This is a genomic window from Escherichia sp. TC-EC600-tetX4, assembly GCF_019356055.1.
Lineage (GTDB): Bacteria > Pseudomonadota > Gammaproteobacteria > Enterobacterales > Enterobacteriaceae.
Window position 1 is genome coordinate 3,557,073 of sequence record NZ_CP079924.1, and the last position, 19,279, is coordinate 3,576,351.

General features: G+C 48.7%; 17 protein-coding genes and 3 pseudogenes. 15 read left to right on the plus strand and 5 right to left on the minus strand.

All coding sequences use genetic code 11. The annotated features are described in order from the left end of the window. Positions 1–10 precede the first annotated feature (10 nt). The 3 genes from tauB to tauD are packed head-to-tail and all read left to right on the plus strand — an operon-like array spanning position 11 to position 2,450. A complete protein-coding gene (gene tauB / locus KXD89_RS17290; RefSeq protein ID WP_000939375.1) occupies positions 11–778 on the plus strand; it encodes a taurine ABC transporter ATP-binding subunit in 768 nt (255 codons plus the stop codon). Further along, on the plus strand, positions 775–1,602 hold the full coding sequence (gene tauC, locus KXD89_RS17295; protein ID WP_000114620.1) for a taurine ABC transporter permease TauC: 828 nt from the start codon (positions 775–777) through the stop codon (positions 1,600–1,602). The genes tauB and tauC overlap by 4 nt, the downstream gene beginning before the upstream one ends. Beyond that, positions 1,599–2,450, plus strand: coding sequence for a taurine dioxygenase (gene tauD, locus KXD89_RS17300; protein ID WP_000004027.1), 852 nt, complete (start codon positions 1,599–1,601; stop codon positions 2,448–2,450). Before tauC ends, tauD begins: the two co-directional genes overlap by 4 nt. 106 nt (positions 2,451–2,556) lie before the next feature. Here tauD and hemB read toward each other — a convergent pair whose 3' ends face one another. Beyond that, positions 2,557–3,531, minus strand: coding sequence for a porphobilinogen synthase (gene hemB, locus KXD89_RS17305; RefSeq protein WP_001295337.1), 975 nt, complete (start codon positions 3,529–3,531; stop codon positions 2,557–2,559). A 523-nt stretch (positions 3,532–4,054) separates the two neighbouring features. On the opposite strand from hemB, the pseudogene KXD89_RS17310 reads away from it, so the two are divergent. Further along, positions 4,055–5,503 (plus strand): annotated as a pseudogene (locus KXD89_RS17310) (outer membrane autotransporter barrel domain-containing protein); the annotation flags it as partial. A gap of 39 nt (positions 5,504–5,542) precedes the next feature. Here KXD89_RS17310 and KXD89_RS17315 read toward each other — a convergent pair. Further along, a protein-coding gene (locus tag KXD89_RS17315) for an IS3-like element IS3 family transposase (protein WP_085947771.1) occupies positions 5,543–6,705 on the minus strand; the annotation gives its coding sequence in 2 pieces (ribosomal slippage) (positions 5,543–6,444 and positions 6,444–6,705; 1,164 coding nt in all). Between the two features lie 58 nt (positions 6,706–6,763). Beyond that, positions 6,764–7,639: pseudogene (locus tag KXD89_RS17320) on the minus strand (inverse autotransporter beta domain-containing protein); the annotation flags it as partial. A gap of 551 nt (positions 7,640–8,190) precedes the next feature. Between KXD89_RS17320 and KXD89_RS22340 the strand changes: the two are divergent. From KXD89_RS22340 to ykgO, 4 genes and pseudogenes are all read left to right on the plus strand, one after another. Further along, positions 8,191–8,280, plus strand: a pseudogene (locus KXD89_RS22340) (hypothetical protein); the annotation flags it as partial. Positions 8,281–8,753: 473 nt separating this feature from the next. Further along, positions 8,754–8,855 (plus strand): small membrane protein YkgR, encoded by a 102-nt coding sequence (gene ykgR / locus KXD89_RS17325; protein ID WP_000662258.1) that lies wholly within the window; start codon positions 8,754–8,756, stop codon positions 8,853–8,855. Positions 8,856–9,218: 363 nt separating this feature from the next. Then, on the plus strand, positions 9,219–9,482 hold the full coding sequence (locus KXD89_RS17330) for a type B 50S ribosomal protein L31 (protein WP_000803998.1): 264 nt from the start codon (positions 9,219–9,221) through the stop codon (positions 9,480–9,482). Continuing rightward, positions 9,482–9,622: a type B 50S ribosomal protein L36 gene (ykgO, locus tag KXD89_RS17335; RefSeq protein ID WP_000866436.1), complete on the plus strand. Its 141-nt coding sequence runs from the start codon at positions 9,482–9,484 to the stop codon at positions 9,620–9,622. Before KXD89_RS17330 ends, ykgO begins: the two co-directional genes overlap by 1 nt. Before the next feature lie 34 nt (positions 9,623–9,656). Here the strand turns inward: ykgO and ykgL are convergent, their stop codons facing one another. Beyond that, positions 9,657–9,884, minus strand: coding sequence for a protein YkgL (gene ykgL, locus KXD89_RS17340; protein WP_001147279.1), 228 nt, complete (start codon positions 9,882–9,884; stop codon positions 9,657–9,659). An 823-nt stretch (positions 9,885–10,707) separates the two neighbouring features. Between ykgL and ecpR the strand changes: the two genes are divergently transcribed. The 7 genes from ecpR to KXD89_RS17375 all read left to right on the plus strand — a co-directional run bounded on the left by ecpR (position 10,708) and on the right by KXD89_RS17375 (position 18,143). After that, a complete protein-coding gene (gene ecpR / locus KXD89_RS17345) occupies positions 10,708–11,250 on the plus strand; it encodes an ECP biosynthesis operon DNA-binding transcriptional regulator EcpR (RefSeq protein WP_001301257.1) in 543 nt (180 codons plus the stop codon). A 74-nt stretch (positions 11,251–11,324) separates the two neighbouring features. After that, positions 11,325–11,912, plus strand: coding sequence for a common pilus major fimbrillin subunit EcpA (gene ecpA, locus KXD89_RS17350; RefSeq protein ID WP_000730972.1), 588 nt, complete (start codon positions 11,325–11,327; stop codon positions 11,910–11,912). A gap of 57 nt (positions 11,913–11,969) precedes the next feature. Beyond that, positions 11,970–12,638, plus strand: coding sequence for a fimbrial chaperone EcpB (gene ecpB, locus KXD89_RS17355; protein ID WP_000716398.1), 669 nt, complete (start codon positions 11,970–11,972; stop codon positions 12,636–12,638). A gap of 25 nt (positions 12,639–12,663) precedes the next feature. Further along, the gene (gene ecpC / locus KXD89_RS17360; RefSeq protein ID WP_001131096.1) at positions 12,664–15,189 is read left to right on the plus strand and encodes a fimbrial usher EcpC; all 2,526 of its coding nucleotides are present in this window, start codon (positions 12,664–12,666) and stop codon (positions 15,187–15,189) included. After that, positions 15,179–16,822: a fimbrial adhesin EcpD gene (ecpD, locus tag KXD89_RS17365; RefSeq protein WP_001310578.1), complete on the plus strand. Its 1,644-nt coding sequence runs from the start codon at positions 15,179–15,181 to the stop codon at positions 16,820–16,822. Before ecpC ends, ecpD begins: the two co-directional genes overlap by 11 nt. Further along, complete coding sequence (gene ecpE, locus KXD89_RS17370; RefSeq protein ID WP_001350485.1) at positions 16,791–17,501, plus strand: fimbrial chaperone EcpE; 711 nt, start codon at positions 16,791–16,793, stop codon at positions 17,499–17,501. Before ecpD ends, ecpE begins: the two co-directional genes overlap by 32 nt. A 312-nt stretch (positions 17,502–17,813) precedes the next feature. Further along, positions 17,814–18,143 carry a YkgJ family cysteine cluster protein gene (locus KXD89_RS17375; RefSeq protein WP_001303809.1) on the plus strand — a complete coding sequence of 110 codons (330 nt, stop codon included), beginning with the start codon at positions 17,814–17,816 and terminating at the stop codon, positions 18,141–18,143. Positions 18,144–18,390: 247 nt separating this feature from the next. On the opposite strand, the gene KXD89_RS17380 is transcribed toward KXD89_RS17375, so the two are convergent. Continuing rightward, positions 18,391–19,005 (minus strand): YagU family protein, encoded by a 615-nt coding sequence (locus tag KXD89_RS17380; RefSeq protein WP_001019920.1) that lies wholly within the window; start codon positions 19,003–19,005, stop codon positions 18,391–18,393. Positions 19,006–19,279: the final 274 nt, after the last annotated feature.

The window sequence follows — 19,279 nt, forward strand, 5'->3', positions numbered from 1 at the left end:
GGAGGCGCAGATGCTGCAAATCTCTCATCTTTACGCCGATTATGGCGGCAAACCGGCACTGGAAGATATCAACCTGACGCTGGAAAGCGGCGAGCTACTGGTGGTGCTGGGGCCGTCCGGCTGCGGTAAAACCACCCTGCTGAATCTGATTGCCGGTTTTGTGCCTTATCAGCATGGCAGCATTCAACTGGCGGGTAAGCGTATTGAGGGACCGGGAGCAGAGCGTGGCGTAGTTTTTCAGAATGAAGGGCTACTACCGTGGCGCAATGTACAGGACAACGTGGCGTTCGGCCTGCAATTGGCAGGTATAGAGAAAATGCAGCGACTGGAAATCGCGCACCAGATGCTGAAAAAAGTGGGGCTGGAAGGCGCAGAAAAACGCTACATCTGGCAGCTTTCCGGTGGTCAACGTCAGCGGGTGGGGATTGCTCGTGCGCTGGCGGCGAATCCCCAGCTGTTATTACTCGACGAACCGTTTGGTGCGCTGGACGCCTTCACCCGCGACCAGATGCAAACCCTGCTGCTGAAACTCTGGCAGGAGACGGGCAAGCAGGTGCTGTTGATTACCCACGATATAGAAGAAGCGGTGTTTATGGCGACTGAACTGGTTCTGCTTTCATCCGGCCCTGGCCGTGTGCTGGAGCGGCTGCCGCTCAACTTTGCTCGCCGCTTTGTTGCGGGAGAGTCGAGCCGCAGCATCAAGTCCGATCCACAATTCATCGCCATGCGCGAATATGTTTTAAGCCGCGTATTTGAGCAACGGGAGGCGTTCTCATGAGTGTGCTCATTAATGAAAAACTGCATTCGCGGCGGCTGAAATGGCGCTGGCCGCTCTCGCGTCAGGTGACCTTAAGCATTGGCACGTTAGCGGTTTTACTCACCGTATGGTGGACGGTGGCGACGCTGCAACTGATTAGCCCGCTATTTTTGCCGCCGCCGCAACAGGTACTGGAAAAACTACTCACCATTGCCGGACCGCAAGGCTTTATGGACGCCACGCTGTGGCAGCATCTGGCAGCCAGTCTGACGCGCATTATGCTGGCGCTATTTGCAGCGGTGTTGTTCGGTATTCCGGTCGGGATCGCGATGGGACTTAGCCCTACGGTACGCGGCATTCTGGATCCGATAATCGAGCTTTATCGTCCGGTGCCGCCGCTGGCTTATTTGCCGCTGATGGTGATCTGGTTTGGTATTGGTGAAACCTCGAAGATCTTACTGATCTATTTAGCGATTTTTGCACCGGTGGCGATGTCGGCGCTGGCGGGGGTGAAAAGCGTGCAGCAGGTTCGCATTCGTGCCGCCCAGTCGCTGGGTGCCAGCCGTGCGCAGGTGCTGTGGTTTGTCATTTTGCCCGGTGCGCTGCCGGAAATCCTCACCGGATTACGTATTGGTCTGGGGGTGGGCTGGTCTACGCTGGTGGCGGCGGAGCTGATTGCCGCGACGCGCGGTTTAGGATTTATGGTTCAGTCAGCGGGTGAATTTCTCGCAACTGACGTGGTGCTGGCGGGGATCGCGGTGATTGCGATTATCGCCTTTCTTTTAGAACTGGGTCTGCGCGCGTTACAGCGCCGCCTGACGCCCTGGCATGGAGAAGTACAATGAGTGAACGTCTGAGCATTACCCCGCTGGGGCCGTATATCGGCGCACAAATTTCGGGTGCCGACCTGACGCGCCCGTTAAGCGATAATCAGTTTGAACAGCTTTACCATGCGGTGCTGCGCCATCAGGTGGTGTTTCTACGCGATCAAGCTATTACGCCGCAGCAGCAACGCGCGCTGGCCCAGCGTTTTGGCGAATTGCATATTCACCCTGTTTACCCGCATGCCGAAGGGGTTGACGAGATCATCGTGCTGGATACCCATAACGATAATCCGCCAGATAACGACAACTGGCATACCGATGTGACATTTATTGAAACGCCACCCGCAGGGGCGATTCTGGCAGCTAAAGAGTTACCTTCGACCGGCGGTGATACGCTCTGGACCAGCGGTATTGCGGCCTATGAGGCGCTCTCTGTTCCCTTCCGCCAGCTGCTGAGTGGGCTGCGTGCGGAGCATGATTTCCGTAAATCGTTCCCGGAATACAAATACCGCAAAACCGAGGAGGAACATCAACGCTGGCGCGAGGCGGTCGCGAAAAACCCGCCGTTGCTACATCCGGTGGTGCGAACGCATCCGGTGAGCGGTAAACAGGCGCTGTTTGTGAATGAAGGCTTTACTACGCGAATTGTTGATGTGAGCGAGAAAGAGAGCGAAGCCTTGTTAAGTTTTTTGTTTGCCCATATCACCAAACCGGAGTTTCAGGTGCGCTGGCGCTGGCAACCAAATGATATTGCGATTTGGGATAACCGCGTGACCCAGCACTATGCCAATGCCGATTACCTGCCACAGCGACGGATAATGCATCGGGCGACGATCCTTGGGGATAAACCGTTTTATCGGGCGGGGTAATACGAGAGTGGACGGTCCCCTCGCCCCCTTGGGGAGAGGGTTAGGGTGAGGGGGCGTTCACCGTACTTTCAACAGGTTAACTCCCCCTTTCTGAGAGGAAACAAAATTAACGCAGAATCTTCTTCTCAGCCAAATCCAGCGCAAAGTAGCTGAAAATCAGATCCGCACCCGCACGCTTAATCGAACCTAAGCTTTCGAGCACGACTTTCTCTTCATCTATAGCACCCGCCAGCGCGGCGAACTTAATCATCGCATACTCACCGCTCACCTGATACGCGCCAATCGGCAATTCAGTACGTTCACGCAGCTCACGCACGATGTCGAGGTACGCTCCAGCAGGTTTAACCATCAGGCAGTCTGCGCCCTGGGCTTCATCCAGCAGTGATTCACGAATCGCCTCACGACGGTTCATTGGGTTCATCTGATAGCTTTTGCGGTCGCCTTTTAATGCGCTTCCGGCAGCTTCACGGAACGGGCCATAAAAGGAGGAGGCGAACTTGGTCGAATACGACATAATCGCCGTATCTTTAAATCCCGCAGCGTCCAGCGCCTGACGAATCGCCTGTACCTGGCCGTCCATCGCGGCGGAAGGGGCGATGAAGTCTGCACCTGCAGCAGCTGCAACCACGGCTTGCTTGCCTAAATTTTCCAGAGTCGCGTCGTTGTCGACGCCATGCTCGCACAGCACACCGCAGTGACCGTGAGAAGTGTATTCACAGAAGCAGGTGTCTGACATAACGATCATTTCTGGCACGGTCTGCTTGCAGATGCGCGACATACGCGCCACCAGTCCATCTTCCCGCCAGGCATCGCTGCCGGTTTCATCGGTATGGTGAGAGATGCCAAAAGTCATCACGGAACGAATACCGGCGTTGGCGATGCGTTCAATTTCGCGTGCCAGATGTTTCTCTGGAATGCGCATCACGCCTGGCATGGCTTCAACGGCTTTGTAGTCGTCAATTTCTTCTTCAACAAAGATCGGCAACACCAGGTCGTTAAGGCTAAGTGTTGTCTCTTCAAACATAGCGCGCAGCGCAGGAGATTTGCGCAGGCGACGAGGGCGTTGGATTAAGTCTGTCATGGTCTGCCTGATGTTTGTGGAATCGAGGGGCATAGTATACCTGAAGCAGGGTAGGGATGTTTTACGAAAGTTGTCGCGATGTTGACAAGAAGAGAATGGAAGAGAGGCCAGGACATCTTTTTAATAGAAACAGCAATAATTTTATATTCACTGAAAATATTTTTAATCTTTATTTATAGCTGTTGGTTATTATTTTTTGGAGTTTGGTTGCGCTGCTATAAATTGAATAATTAAAACTTTGTTGCATATTCATAGGATATTTATCTGGTTTGTGTTTGTGATATTTATTATGCGTATGCTTCAAAAACAAAATTATCTGCAACATGTTGAAATACTGTGCTTTTATGAATTTGATGCGTGTTTTTCTCCATAAATTATATATGTCCACATTCGGACTTAGGGGAAAGAATAATTGAACCATTCGTCTGTAACGCAGCATAATCGTTAGCGCGAAACATAATATGTTTTCTATGCATTGATAATTGATGGATCAACTTATTACGTCCCTGAGGAGGGATGACAAATGCACTCCTGGAAAAAGAAACTTGTAGTATCACAATTAGCATTGGCTTGCACTCTGGCTATCACCTCTCAGGCTAATGCAGCAAACTATGATACCTGGACTTATATCGATAATCCCGTTACAGCACTTGATTGGGATCATATGGATAAGGCAGGCACTGTAGATGGCAACTATGTAAACTATAGTGGTTTTGTCTATTACAACAACACCAATGGTGATTTCGATCAGTCCTTTAACGGCGATACCGTTAACGGCACGATCTCAACCTATTATTTGAACCATGATTATGCAGACAGTACTGCTAATCAGCTTGATATCAGTAATTCAGTGATTCACGGTTCGATTACTTCTATGCTGCCTGGCGGTTATTATGATCGTTTTGATGCAGATGGTAATAATCTGGGTGGATATGATTTTTACACTGATGCGGTTGTTGATACACACTGGCGTGATGGTGATGTTTTCACTTTGAACATTGCTAACACTACTATTGATGATGATTATGAAGCTCTTTACTTCACTGATTCTTATAAAGATGGTGATGTAACCAAGCACACAAATGAGACATTTGATACAAGTGAAGGCGTTGCTGTTAATCTTGATGTAGAAAGTAACATCAATATTTCCAATAACTCCCGCGTTGCAGGTATTGCATTATCTCAAGGTAATACTTACAACGAAACCTACACTACCGAATCTCATACTTGGGATAACAATATCTCTGTAAAAGATTCCACAGTGACTTCGGGTTCAAATTATATCCTGGATAGCAATACTTATGGCAAAACTGGTCACTTTGGCAATTCTGATGAACCGAGTGATTATGCTGGCCCGGGTGATGTTGCAATGTCCTTTACTGCTTCAGGTTCCGACTATGCGATGAAGAACAATGTATTCCTCAGCAATTCAACGCTGATGGGTGATGTTGCCTTTACCAGCACCTGGAATAGTAATTTTGATCCGAATGGTCATGATTCCAACGGTGACGGGGTGAAAGATACCAACGGGGGTTGGACTGATGATAGCCTCAACGTTGATGAACTAAATCTCACTCTCGATAACGGAAGCAAGTGGGTTGGTCAGGCAATTTATAACGTTGCTGAAACGTCAGCAATGTATGATGTTGCTACAAACAGCCTTACTCCTGATGCAACATATGAAAACAATGACTGGAAACGTGTTGTTGATGACAAGGTCTTCCAGAGCGGTGTATTTAACGTAGCGTTGAATAACGGTTCTGAATGGGATACTACAGGTCGTTCCATCGTTGATACCTTGACAGTTAATAATGGTTCTCAGGTTAATGTTTCGGAATCTAAATTAACTTCAGATACTATCGATTTAACTAACGGTTCTTCGCTGAACATTGGTGAAGATGGCTACGTTGATACCGATCATCTGACTATTAACTCCTACAGTACTGTTGCGTTGACCGAATCTACTGGGTGGGGGGCTGATTGATCCTACCCACGTAATATGGACACAGGCCTAAGCGAGGTTCTTGTTTTCAAATTGTTCCGGACTGAGGCCGCCACACCAACTGTGCCGCCGCCACCGATTGTAATCACATTCGATATAATTAAACACCGTTGCCCGCATTATTTCCCGGCTGATAAAGTGTTCTCCATGGATACATTCCACTTTCAGCGAATGAAAGAAGCTTTCCACGCAGGCATTATCGTAGCAGCAACCTTTTGCGCTCATACTTCCACGCAGATTATGCCGCTTCAGTTGCGCCTGATAATCTGCTGAACAGTACTGGCCTCCACGGTCCGTGTGAACGATAACGTTCCGGGGCCTCTTACGCCGCCACAGCGCCATCTGCAGGGCATCGCAGGCCAGTTGCGCCGTCATGCGTGGCGACATTGACCAGCCAATAACGGCACGTGACCACAGGTCAATGACCACTGCCAGATACAGCCAGCCTTCATCTGTACGTAAGTACGTGATGTCTCCTGCCCACTTCTGGTTCGGGCCACTGGCGTAAAAATCCTGCTCCAACAGATTTTCTGACACAGGCAGGCCGTGTGCGCGGTAGCTGACCGGGCTGAACTTCCGGGAGGCCTTTGCCCTCAGTCCCTGACGGCGCAGGCTTGCCGCCACGGTTTTTACGTTAAAGGGGTAACCCTGAGCACGCAGTTCATCCGTCAGGCGTGGGGCACCGTAACGCTGTTTTGACCGGGTAAAAGCCGCGAGGACAACGCTGTCGCAGTGTTGGCGGAACTGCTGACGCGTGCTTATCCTTGTCCGCCGCTGACACCACGTATACCAGCCGCTGCGGGCCACCCGGAGCACGCGGCACATTGCTTTGATGCTGAACTCAGCCTGATGTTTTTCAATAAAGACATACTTCATTTCAGGCGCTTCGCGAAGTATGTCGCGGCCTTTTGGAGGATAGCCAGCTCTTCATCCCGTTCTGCCAGCTGGCGTTTGAGACGTGCAATCTCGGTAGACATCTCCAGTTCACGTTCAGAAGACGTCTGCTGATTTTGCTGTTTACTGCGCCAGTTGTAGAGTTGTGATTCATACAGGCTGAGTTCACGGGCTGCGGCAGTAACACCGATGCGTTCAGCAAGCTTCAGGGCTTCACTGCGAAATTCAGGCGAATGCTGTTTACGGGGTTTTTTACTGGTTGATACTGTTTTTGTCATGTGAGTCACCTCTGACTGAGAGTTTACTCACTTAGCCGCGTGTCCACTATTGCTGGGTAAGAGGCACTGGCGTATAGGTCACCTCGGCAGAAATAGCATGCGGGTCTTTCTGGCGCTTATCTTTACCAAACAGCCCGACTTCATCGCCATAATACTGTTCATACATCAGGCTTGCGCCAAGCTGCGGCCAGGCGGGTAAATAGCCCTCAGCACGAATATCCCAGCCATTCGCCGGGCGTTCCTGATAATCCTCAATATCCGGCGATTTTTTCCAGCCAGAAGCCCGAATATAACCATTGGCGCTCAGTTTCAGATAATCGCGCCAGTATTCCGCACCAACACCAATGCGGGTATGACTACGGGATAAATCATGATCGATAAAAGTATTCACCCCCGCCATCCAGTCATTTCCTGAAAAATGACGCCAGCCAAAACCAATATTTGACTGAGTACGATCGTCTGTACGATGTATTGCCCCCTGAGTGAACAACATATTTGTCGGCGTATCATAAATCGGATAAAGCATTTCCAGCGAAGAATCCTTCAGCGAGAAATCTTTATCGACATTCAGTTTGACGCGCGCAGTACCATATTTCCCGAGCCACTCCTGTATTTCCTGGTTAGCTTTAGCTGTGGCCATTCCGGTAATAAAGTTACGTGTCGCATCGCTATCTGGCTGACTGCTTAAAAATGTCCCGGCATTTGCGGCAAACGACGCGACATTTTTCTCCACGTTATTATCAGCAGTTACCGTAGTATTTCCCATGCTCAACCGTGGCTGAACCGCATGCTGCGCACGTGCCGCCATTACTGGGGTAAAGGTGACAGCGAGTGGAAAAAGAACCTGAACAGAGATATTTGCCCACGCCACGCAGCGGGCCAGAACTGAATAACGAAATCGTGGTTGTTTATGACCTGTTTTATAATGTGACATTGAGATAATTTCCTGATGAACGAATTAACGAACATAGGCAGACACAAATAATGGCGTCTGCTTGTCAGAAAAACCGGGGATTTCCCGATTTCCTTTTCCGCAGAAAAGGAAATACCTTTATGTAAGAAAGTGCACCGCCACCTAATATATCCAGTGCCTATAGCCACTCATCAGGTGGTTGGGCGCGGGATTATATTTTTATTTATGGGGGAAAATTTAGCTTTTTGTGCAAGTCATTAAATAGATACCTAAGTTATATTTCTTACTCTGCGGACAGTGAATAATTCACTATTCAGAGTGAATAACAATGACCTGCCTTTAATTAAAACTATTGGAAATACGTCGAAATAGGTATATATGCCAGGATAAACCAATATATTTTTTATGGATATTCATTTTCCTTCATCGGACTGTAAATTGCGGAGATATCGAACTTGCACTACCCATCGCAACACTCAAACAGATTTATGAATTTCGTTCATAACCCCTGACAAATTCTGCCGTCTAATCGAGCTTTTCCCTTTACGTTATGCTTCTCATGAACGATAACACAACTTGTTCATGAATTAACCATTCCGGATAAACTATGGGATCAAATTCAGGCATCGAAAGGAACTGGCTGGTTTCCGTTAATGGATTAAATATCTATTATTCTCCCGAGAGTAAAACTATCAAATCAATGAGTAACCGATACAGCCTCACAAATTCTTTCAGATAATTAACCCGTCACTGCGGCACGTTCTCTCATAAGGCGTGCCTGCAGTGTAATCCAGTATGTATCCGGCATAGTTGACGGTTTAATAGAACTCAATTTCTCTCCCAGGTCACCAACAACGATATCTTGTATAACACCCCAGGAGATACGACATTATGATGAGATGCGATATGCTCCTCAGCACCAATCAACGCCCGGACTGGGCCAGTCTTGAGATCAGACTCATTCCCGGAACTGACTTCAGGCGACATATATCAATGACGTTGGTGCAATAAAAGATAGTTGATGTAATACATCTATTCAAATTTGTGATACATGTCAAAAAATTGGTTGACCAAACTCGTTATTTATATAAGGGCACTTACGAAGTGCACTCTTTTTTAAAGCGAGGAAGTACCAATGAAAGAGAATAAAGTACAGCAAATCAGTCATAAACTGATTAATATCGTTGTTTTTGTCGCAATTGTAGAATACGCCTATTTATTTCTCCATTTCTATTAATAACGGAAATAAACTGTTCACTTCAGTGATATTTAAAATATGCATCCTCTCCCTTTTTTGTAAGTAATTATTATATCCGTGGGAGAGGAATACACGCTGTCAGGTAATCAATCATACTGCGATAAATTATCGGCCAGTAAAGTGGAGATAACCTCCATTCTCGAAAAATCCATACTCTCAGCAAAACCATCATCAATCACTCATCCAGGCGTTTATGGGAGCGTCACCAATGGCTGCTAACAATGCCAGAGTTCCCCGTTGCGAAAATTCCACATCCACAAAGAGTCACAGGGATTGAGTGTTGAAATGATCCGGATGAGCATGTATCTTTATGGTTATGTTATAACATAACAGGTAAAAATGATGAAGCCCAATATCCATCCTGAGTATCGTACTGTGGTGTTCCACGACACCAGTGTTGATGAGTACTTTAAAATCGGCTCGACTATCAAAACAGACCGTGAGATTGAGCTGGATGGCGTAACGTATCCATACGTGACAATTGATGTCTCTTCTAAATCGCACCCGTTCTATACAGGGAAGCTGAGAACAGTGGCATCAGAAGGAAATGTTGCACGATTCACCCAACGTTTTGGTCGTTTTGTTAGCACGAAAAAGGGGGCGTGATGAAAGTTCTTAACTCTCTGCGTACCGCAAAAGAACGCCATCCAGACTGTCAGATTGTGAAGCGAAAAGGACGGCTATATGTGATTTGTAAATCTAATCCACGTTTTAAGGCCGTTCAGGGTCGTAAGAAAAAACGTTGATTCAAAATTCGACGGATTAACGATATTTGTCTGATTAATAATCAGATCGGATTAATGTTGGTGTGTTTATAACACCAACATTAATTTTCCTGGGGATATATTCTTCCTGTTCATTTGAGGCCAACTGCCTGACGTTTCTCTCCGAATATTCCATTATCTTAATGTTGACTTGTTGACCAGCTTCGCCCCTGTATGCTGGCATCAACCCTCTTTTAGACTGAACACGCCACTCAGTCTCCTCCCTTTGCGGCGCAGCCTGCATTTTCACTCAAACTGTTAAGATGATAAATGTGGTAAATCTGTTGGTACTAACATAAAAACGTTTACGCCACAGGAACAGTCTGATCCACCGGTAACCCCGTCGCCGACGTTCGAGTGCCAGTTAGAGTAACGCGCACAGATAACTGAATGCAGTGCCCTGACAAAAAGGCCATCGTTCCTGTGACAGCTGGCAGCCTTCGTTTAACTTCACTTAATCTGGCTCTTGGGGGCTTACCGAACAGATGACGTACATACGCCCGTTCAATTTTCCATTACTTATTGGAATGAACACCTGTAACCATTTTGTGCGGCATGTTAATCCATTAAAATATCTTACTGATTGGCAAATCATCTTCAATGACAGCTCATCATAGTTTTATATTCTATCCCTTACCCTTAAAACTTGTTTTTTTACTAGTCCATCACACAGCGCATTAAGACTATTCCTAACACTTCAGGGCAAAGTTCCTGACCAATATAAAATGCAAGTAAGAATTGAACGTTATATTGCCAATAACCTTATGAAACCAAATGTCTTTTTCTTCTTATCAAAAAAGCAATATTTTCAGTTTTTCTAAATATTGACTTAACCATTGAATTCCTTTTCCGTTCACATATTGACACTCATCGGGAAAAAAAACATAAATTTAAGCCCAATCGAAAATAATTAAACTTAATCTCGTTTAACCTTTATTGATATGTACTACGTATCTTATTTACTTCCGGTTTACTAAGGAAACTGAATGCACCTGTAAAAATTACAGGTTTGGAAAGTAGTGACATGGCAAAGTGATTACAGTAGGGACTATGAGGTTAAAAACCATATGGAATGTCAAAACCGTTCTGATAAATACATCTGGTCTCCCCATGACGCCTACTTCTATAAAGGACTATCTGAACTGATTGTGGATATCGACAGATTAATTTATCTATCGTTGGAGAAAATTAGAAAAGATTTCGTGTTTATCAATCTCAGTACGGATTCTTTATCTGAATTTATAAACCGTGATAATGAATGGTTATCCGCGGTAAAGGGGAAACAGGTCGTATTGATTGCGGCCAGAAAGTCAGAGGCCTTAGCAAATTATTGGTATTACAATAGCAATATTAGGGGCGTGGTATACGCTGGACTGAGTCGTGATATTAGAAAAGAACTGGTCTATGTGATTAATGGCAGGTTCCTGAGAAAAGATATTAAGAAAGATAAAATCACGGACCGGGAAATGGAAATTATCCGCATGACGGCCCAGGGAATGCAACCTAAATCGATTGCCAGAATTGAAAATTGTAGTGTGAAGACAGTGTATACCCATCGGCGTAATGCTGAGGCCAAGCTGTACTCAAAAATATATAAGTTGGTTCAGTAAACTCCAGGCAAGTTAGTTTTAAAAAATGACTCACTGGGACATCACGTCCTCAATTCAACTCGGGAAGAAATGCAATGAAAAAAAAGGTTCTGGCAATAGCTCTGGTAACGGTGTTTACCGGCATGGGTGTGGCGCAGGCTGCTGACGTAACAGCTCAGGCTGTAGCGACCTGGTCGGCAACAGCCAAAAAAGACACCACCAGTAAGCTGGTTGTGACGCCACTCGGTAGCCTGGCGTTCCAGTATGCCGAAGGCATTAAAGGTTTTAACTCACAGAAAGGTCTATTTGACGTGGCTATCGAGGGTGACTCAACGGCTACCGCCTTTAAACTGACCTCACGTCTTATCACCAACACATTAACCCAGTTGGATACCTCAGGTTCCACACTGAATGTGGGCGTGGATTATAACGGCGCGGCAGTCGAAAAAACTGGCGATACCGTGATGATCGATACCGCCAACGGCGTACTGGGCGGCAACCTTAGCCCGCTGGCTAACGGTTACAATGCCAGCAATCGTACCACCGCACAGGATGGTTTCACCTTCTCCATCATCAGCGGTACCACCAATGGTACCACCGCAGTAACAGATTACAGCACTCTACCGGAAGGCATCTGGAGCGGCGACGTTAGCGTACAGTTCGACGCGACCTGGACCAGTTAATCTCTCTGATGTACCAGCAGGGGTAGCCCCCCTGCTTTATTCCTGGACGGAATTGTTATGAAAAAGCACCTTCTGCCTCTCGCTCTGCTGTTTTCCGGAATATCTCCGGCCCAGGCGCTGGATGTCGGCGATATATCATCGTTTATGAACAGTGACAGCAGCACGCTGAGCAAAACGATCAAAAACAGTACCGACAGTGGTCGCCTTATCAATATCCGTCTCGAACGGCTCTCTTCACCGCTTGACGACGGGCAGGTTATCTCAATGGACAAGCCGGATGAGTTGCTACTCACTCCCGCCAGCTTGCTGCTACCCGCCCAAGCCAGCGAAGTGATCCGCTTCTTCTATAAGGGACCCGCAGATGAAAAAGAGCGCTACTACCGCATTGTCTGGTTTGATCAGGCCCTCAGTGATGCGCAGCGCGATAATGCCAACCGCAGCGCTGTGGCCACTGCTTCCGCCCGCATCGGCACCATTCTGGTCGTCGCCCCTCGTCAGGCGAACTACCACTTTCAGTACGCCAACGGCTCCCTGACAAATACAGGAAATGCGACGCTGCGGATCCTCGCCTACGGACCTTGCCTGAAAGCCGCCAACGGTAAGGAGTGTAAAGAGAATTACTACCTGATGCCGGGCAAGTCGCGTCGTTTTACCCGCGTGGACACTGCGGATAACAAAGGACGGGTTGCACTTTGGCAGGGTGATAAGTTCATTCCCGTGAAATAGATAGCTGTGCAGATGGATAACGACAATGCCTTTACGACGGTTCTCCCCAGGACTGAAAGCCCAGTTTGCCTTCGGCATGGTCTTTTTGTTCGTTCAGCCCGATGCCAGCGCTGCTGACATAAGTGCGCAGCAAATAGGTGGGGTGATTATTCCGCAGGCCTTCAGTCAGGCGCTTCAGGACGGCATGAGCGTCCCGCTCTATATTCATCTCGCCGGTAGCCAGGGTCGCCAGGACGATCAGCGAATCGGCAGCGCTTTTATCTGGCTGGACGATGGACAGCTACGCATCCGGAAAATACAGCTGGAAGAGAGTGAAGATAACGCCAGTGTCAGCGAACAAACTCGACAGCAGCTGATGGCTCTGGCCAACGCCCCGTTCAATGAGGCCCTTACCATCCCCCTGACTGACAACGCGCAGCTGGATCTCAGCTTGCGCCAACTGCTGCTGCAGCTAGTGGTCAAGCGCGAAGCGCTGGGCACCGTACTACGCTCACGTAGCGAAGACATCGGGCAGTCCAGTGTTAACACCCTCAGCAGTAATCTGAGCTATAACTTGGGCGTCTATAACAACCAGTTGCGTAACGGCGGGAGCAACACATCCAGCTATCTGTCGCTGAATAACGTTACTGCACTGCGCGAACATCATGTGGTGCTCGACGGCTCGCTGTACGGGATCGGTAGCGGTCAACAGGACAGTGAATTATATAAAGCGATGTATGAACGCGATTTTGCCGGTCACCGATTTGCCGGTGGAATGCTCGACACCTGGAACTTGCAGTCCTTAGGGCCGATGACCGCCATTTCAGCAGGGAAGATTTACGGCCTTTCCTGGGGAAACCAGGCCAGCTCCACCATCTTCGACAGCAGCCAGTCAGCCACGCCAGTGATCGCCTTTTTACCGGCGGCGGGCGAAGTACATCTCACCCGTGATGGGCGGCTACTAAGCGTTCAGAACTTCACTATGGGCAATCATGAAGTGGATACCCGGGGTCTACCGTACGGGATTTACGATGTGGAAGTTGAGGTGATCGTTAACGGTCGCGTGATCAGCAAACGCACCCAGCGGGTCAATAAGCTGTTTAGCCGGGGGCGCGGCGTCGGTGCACCACTGGCGTGGCAGGTATGGGGCGGTAGCTTTCATATGGATCGCTGGTCGGAAAACGGGAAAAAGACGCGACCAGCTAAAGAGAGTTGGCTAGCAGGTGCCTCGACCTCCGGCTCATTGAGTACGCTTAGCTGGGCGGCAACGGGATATGGATACGATAATCAGGCGGTGGGTGAAACCCGTCTGACGCTGCCGCTTGGGGGGGCGATCAACGTTAACCTGCAAAATATGCTGGCCAGTGACAGCTCATGGAGCAGCATCGGCAGCATCAGCGCCACTCTACCGGGAGGCTTTAGTTCGCTGTGGGTTAATCAGGAAAAAACCCGCATTGGCAATCAATTGCGACGTAGCGATGCCGACAACCGTGCAATCGGCGGCACACTCAACCTGAACTCACTGTGGTCGAAGCTGGGCACATTCAGCATCAGCTACAATGATGACCGCCGTTACAACAGCCATTATTACACGGCAGATTACTATCAAAATGTCTACAGCGGTACCTTTGGTTCGCTTGGCCTGCGGGCCGGTATTCAGCGCTATAACAACGGCGACAGCAACGCCAATACAGGAAAATATATCGCTCTCGATCTCTCGCTACCACTGGGCAACTGGTTTAGCGCAGGGATGACTCATCAAAACGGCTACACCATGGCAAACCTGTCAGCACGCAAACAGTTTGATGAAGGAACCATTCGCACTGTTGGTGCCAATCTGTCACGTGCCATCTCCGGCGATACCGGTGATGACAAAACCCTCAGCGGCGGGGCGTATGCACAATTCGACGCTCGTTACGCCAGCGGAACGCTGAACGTCAATAGCGCGGCGGACGGCTACGTCAATACCAACTTGACCGCCAATGGCAGCGTCGGCTGGCAGGGTAAAAACATTGCTGCCAGCGGGCGGACTGATGGCAACGCTGGGGTGATATTCAACACCGGGCTGGAGGACGACGGTCAGATCAGCGCCAAAATCAACGGGCGGATTTTCCCGCTTAACGGCAAGCGTAACTATCTCCCGCTCTCTCCCTATGGAAGATATGAGGTGGAGTTACAGAACAGCAAAAACTCACTCGACAGTTACGATATCGTCAGCGGCCGCAAAAGTCGTCTGACTCTCTATCCAGGCAATGTCGCTGTCATTGAGCCAGAGGTGAAGCAGATGGTTACCGTCTCCGGTCGTATCCGTGCGGAAGACGGCACACTGCTGGCTAACGCACGGATTAACAACCATATCGGCCGAACCCGAACCGATGAAAACGGCGAGTTTGTCATGGACGTGGATAAGAAATACCCCACTATCGATTTTCGCTACAGTGGCAATAAAACCTGCGAAGTGGCTCTGGAACTCAACCAGGCGCGCGGTGCCGTCTGGGTCGGTGATGTGGTCTGCAGCGGCCTCTCATCGTGGGCGGCGGTGACGCAGACAGGAGAAGAGAATGAGAGTTAACCTACTAATAACGATGATAATTTTCGCGCTAATCTGGCCAGTAACTGCGCTCAGAGCGGCAGTGAGCAAAACAACCTGGGCGGATGCACCGGCACGCGAGTTTGTGTTTGTCGAAAACAACTCAGACGACAACTTTTTCGTCACTCCTGGCGGGGCGCTGGATCCGCGCCTGACCGGTGCCAACCGCTGGACCGGTTTAAAATACACTGGTTCAGGAACCATCTATCAGCAAAGCCTCGGCTACATTGATAACGGTTACAACACCGGCCTTTATACCAACTGGAAGTTTGATATGTGGCTGGAAAATTCACCAGTTTCATCTCCTTTAACTGGCTTGCGCTGCATCAACTGGTACGCTGGGTGTAATATGACCACCAGTCTTATCCTGCCGCAAACCACCGACGCCAGTGGATTTTATGGCGCGACGGTGACCAGCGGCGGCGCGAAGTGGATGCACGGCATGTTGTCAGACGCGTTTTACCAGTATATGCAACAAATGCCCGTCGGCAGCAGCTTTACAATGACCATCAATGCCTGCCAGACCTCTGTGAACTATGACGCCAGCAGCGGCGCACGCTGTAAGGATCAGGCCTCCGGCAACTGGTATGTTCGCAACGTCACCCATACGAAAGCAGCAAATCTACGGTTGATAAATACCCACTCGCTGGCGGAAGTATTTATCAACAGCGACGGAGTACCGACTCTGGGCGAAGGGAACGCCGACTGCCGGACGCAAACCATCGGCAGCCGTTCAGGATTAAGTTGTAAGATGGTTAACTATACCCTGCAAACAAACGGACTCAGCAACACCTCAATCCATATATTCCCGGCGATCGCCAACTCGTCGTTAGCCTCGGCCGTCGGGGCGTACGATATGCAGTTCAGTCTGAATGGCAGTTCATGGAAACCGGTGAGCAATACCGCCTATTACTACACCTTCAACGAGATGAAGAGCGCAGACTCGATCTATGTTTTCTTCTCGAGCAACTTCTTTAAGCAGATGGTGAACCTCGGGATCAGCGATATCAACACCAAAGATCTATTCAACTTTCGCTTTCAGAACACCACATCACCGGAGTCTGGCTGGTATGAATTTTCTACCTCCAACACGCTGATTATCAAACCCCGTGATTTCAGCATCAGTATTATCTCCGATGAATATACTCAGACACCGTCGCGGGAGGGATATGTTGGCAGCGGCGAGTCGGCACTCGATTTCGGCTATATCGTAACCACCAGCGGTAAAACAGCTGCCGACGAAGTGCTGATCAAGGTGACCGGACCCGCGCAGGTGATTGGCGGGCGCTCCTATTGTGTCTTCAGCTCCGATGACGGTAAGGCGAAAGTACCGTTCCCGGCGACACTTTCCTTTATTACCCGCAACGGAGCTACAAAAACCTACGATGCCGGGTGCGATGATAGCTGGCGGGATATGACCGATGCGCTGTGGTTGACCACACCGTGGACTGATATCTCTGGCGAAGTGGGGCAGATGGATAAGACCACAGTCAAATTTTCGATTCCAATGGATAACGCCATTTCGCTGCGTACGGTAGATGATAACGGCTGGTTTGGCGAAGTCAGCGCTTCAGGAGAGATTCATGTTCAGGCGACGTGGCGTAACATTAACTAAGGCCCTGCTGACAGCGGTCTGTATGCTGGCGGCACCTTTGACACAGGCGATTTCGGTCGGCAATCTGACATTTTCGCTGCCGTCCGAGACTGACTTTGTCAGCAAACGTGTAGTGAATAACAACAAAAGCGCACGGATATACCGTATTGCCATCAGTGCTATTGATAGCCCGGGCAGCAGTGAATTGCGCACCCGACCGGTGGATGGTGAACTGCTTTTCGCCCCCCGCCAGCTGGCGTTGCAGGCTGGTGAGAGCGAGTATTTTAAATTTTACTATCATGGTCCACGGGATAACCGCGAGCGCTACTACCGGGTCTCATTTCGCGAGGTCCCCACTCGTAACCATACAAGACGCAGCCCAACCGGCGGCGTGGTCAGCACGGAGCCGGTGGTGGTGATGGATACCATTCTGGTAGTACGACCACGTCAGGTTCAGTTTAAATGGTCCTTCGACAAGGTGACAGGAACGGTAAGTAACACTGGCAACACATGGTTTAAGCTACTGATTAAGCCAGGATGTGATTCGACCGAAGAGGAAGGCGATGCCTGGTATCTACGTCCGGGAGACGTGGTTCATCAGCCTGAGTTACGTCAGCCGGGGAATCACTATCTGGTCTATAACGACAAATTCATTAAGATTAGCGATTCCTGTCCGGCTAAGCCCCCTTCGGCGGACTAAGACTTATCCATCGGTCGAGGGAAGAATTCCACCTCAGAGCCCCAAAAATCGTTTAAATGATGTGGAAGCGATCGTCAATATCACCTGTAACGATGGGCTTTCTCATATGCACACCATAGTGTTCAGGAGACACGGAAAGGTATCAGGCAGCCTGCTAACGAGTGGTTTAATCACGAATTAGTACGTAAAATCGGTAACGGCTGGAAATCATTCAATACTCACACTATCGAAAGTTCCCCAGCCAACCGCGGTACGTTCTTACATACGATGTACCGCTGTTCTCTTTACGATTTTTAGCTGTACTGGTGAATTATGAGCAATCTGAATCCATGCATGACGTGTGGTGCCTGTTGTGCATTTTTCCGCGTCTCTTTTTACTGGGCCGAAGCCGACGATGCTGGCGGTACTATTCCCGCCAGGCTCACTGAACAAATATCCCCTTTTCACCGATGCATGAGCGGTACCAATCAGAAAAACCCCCGATGTATTGCCCTTGCAGGAACCCCGGGCAAAAATGCCTGCTGCACGATATATAAAAATCGATCGTCCACATGCAGAGAATTCGCCATGTCTGGTGAGAACGGAGTCGTCAATGAGGCTTGCAATCGTGCAAGGGCTAAATACGGGCTGACACCGTTATAAACATACAATAATTAATTGCACTGCCCCGCCAGCGATAATAGCGGGGCTTCGTTTTTCAGGGGTAACAAAACCCGATACTTCTTCTATTTGCCAGCAACAATGCCTCTCTTCTGTAGCGTTCTTCGGATCTACATCATCCTGAAGTAGCGCGATATACTCACTGACTATCTGCATCAGAATATAAAAAGCAATGTTTTTAACCTATAAAAATGGCGCTGTATTTGCGCCATTTTTATCATTCAATGCATTATCTGTTTGAGCCTAAAGGGATCTCAGGGTCTGGCTCATGAGTAATTCTGTTTCGTAAATCTCTGCGAATAATTTCAATAGACCAGAACCAGACTAAATGTCCAAAAATTTCAGAAACATTCTCATACCACGGGAGATCAAACAGAGGTGGCGTCAGTCCCATGAGAGGGAATGAAATCATATGAACAAAAAGTTGGGCTAAAGCACCTGCCAGTAAGCCCTGCCAGAGTTTAATTTTTGGAAATACTTCAGCGACCACACAATAACCGACAGCAAACACTATCGAAAAGATAATGTGCGTAACACCAACCCAGTTAAAGACATGCCCGGCAAAGGTATAAACAGCCGCATTGGGATCTGTCAGCCCCAACCAGTCTCGAAGAAAAATATACGGTGGATTGAGAAAATTACGCGAGCAATCAATTTGGCCTGCAGCCCTGATTAATGATTCCGGGCCACACGCTGCATTAAACATATCCACCGGGCTACGTGGCGGCAATGGAACTTCAGCCCCCCACTTCACGAATGCGGAAACAACGCCAGCAATCAGCCCAATGAATGCAGCAAGACCATAACGTCTGCGGTTCGGTGGAGTTTGTTCAAATATATTCATATCTACCCTGCTTGTACCATTATGTTATACACCTCTTCAGGAGTATTCATAAAACAAGGCAAATGTAAAGAACTGTATTGTTTTGTATAACAAGATAGTTTCCTAATCGCCAATGAATATAAGCTCCATCATTTCTCCCTATTTTTATATTAGAAGTGACAGAGATTTGCAGGGTGATGTAGAGCTGAAAATCACAGGTTTCCTTATTGGTTTTTGCATCGTACAACTAAAGCAATAAACCAGCTCCCATCATCATCAACATCCCGGCGAACAT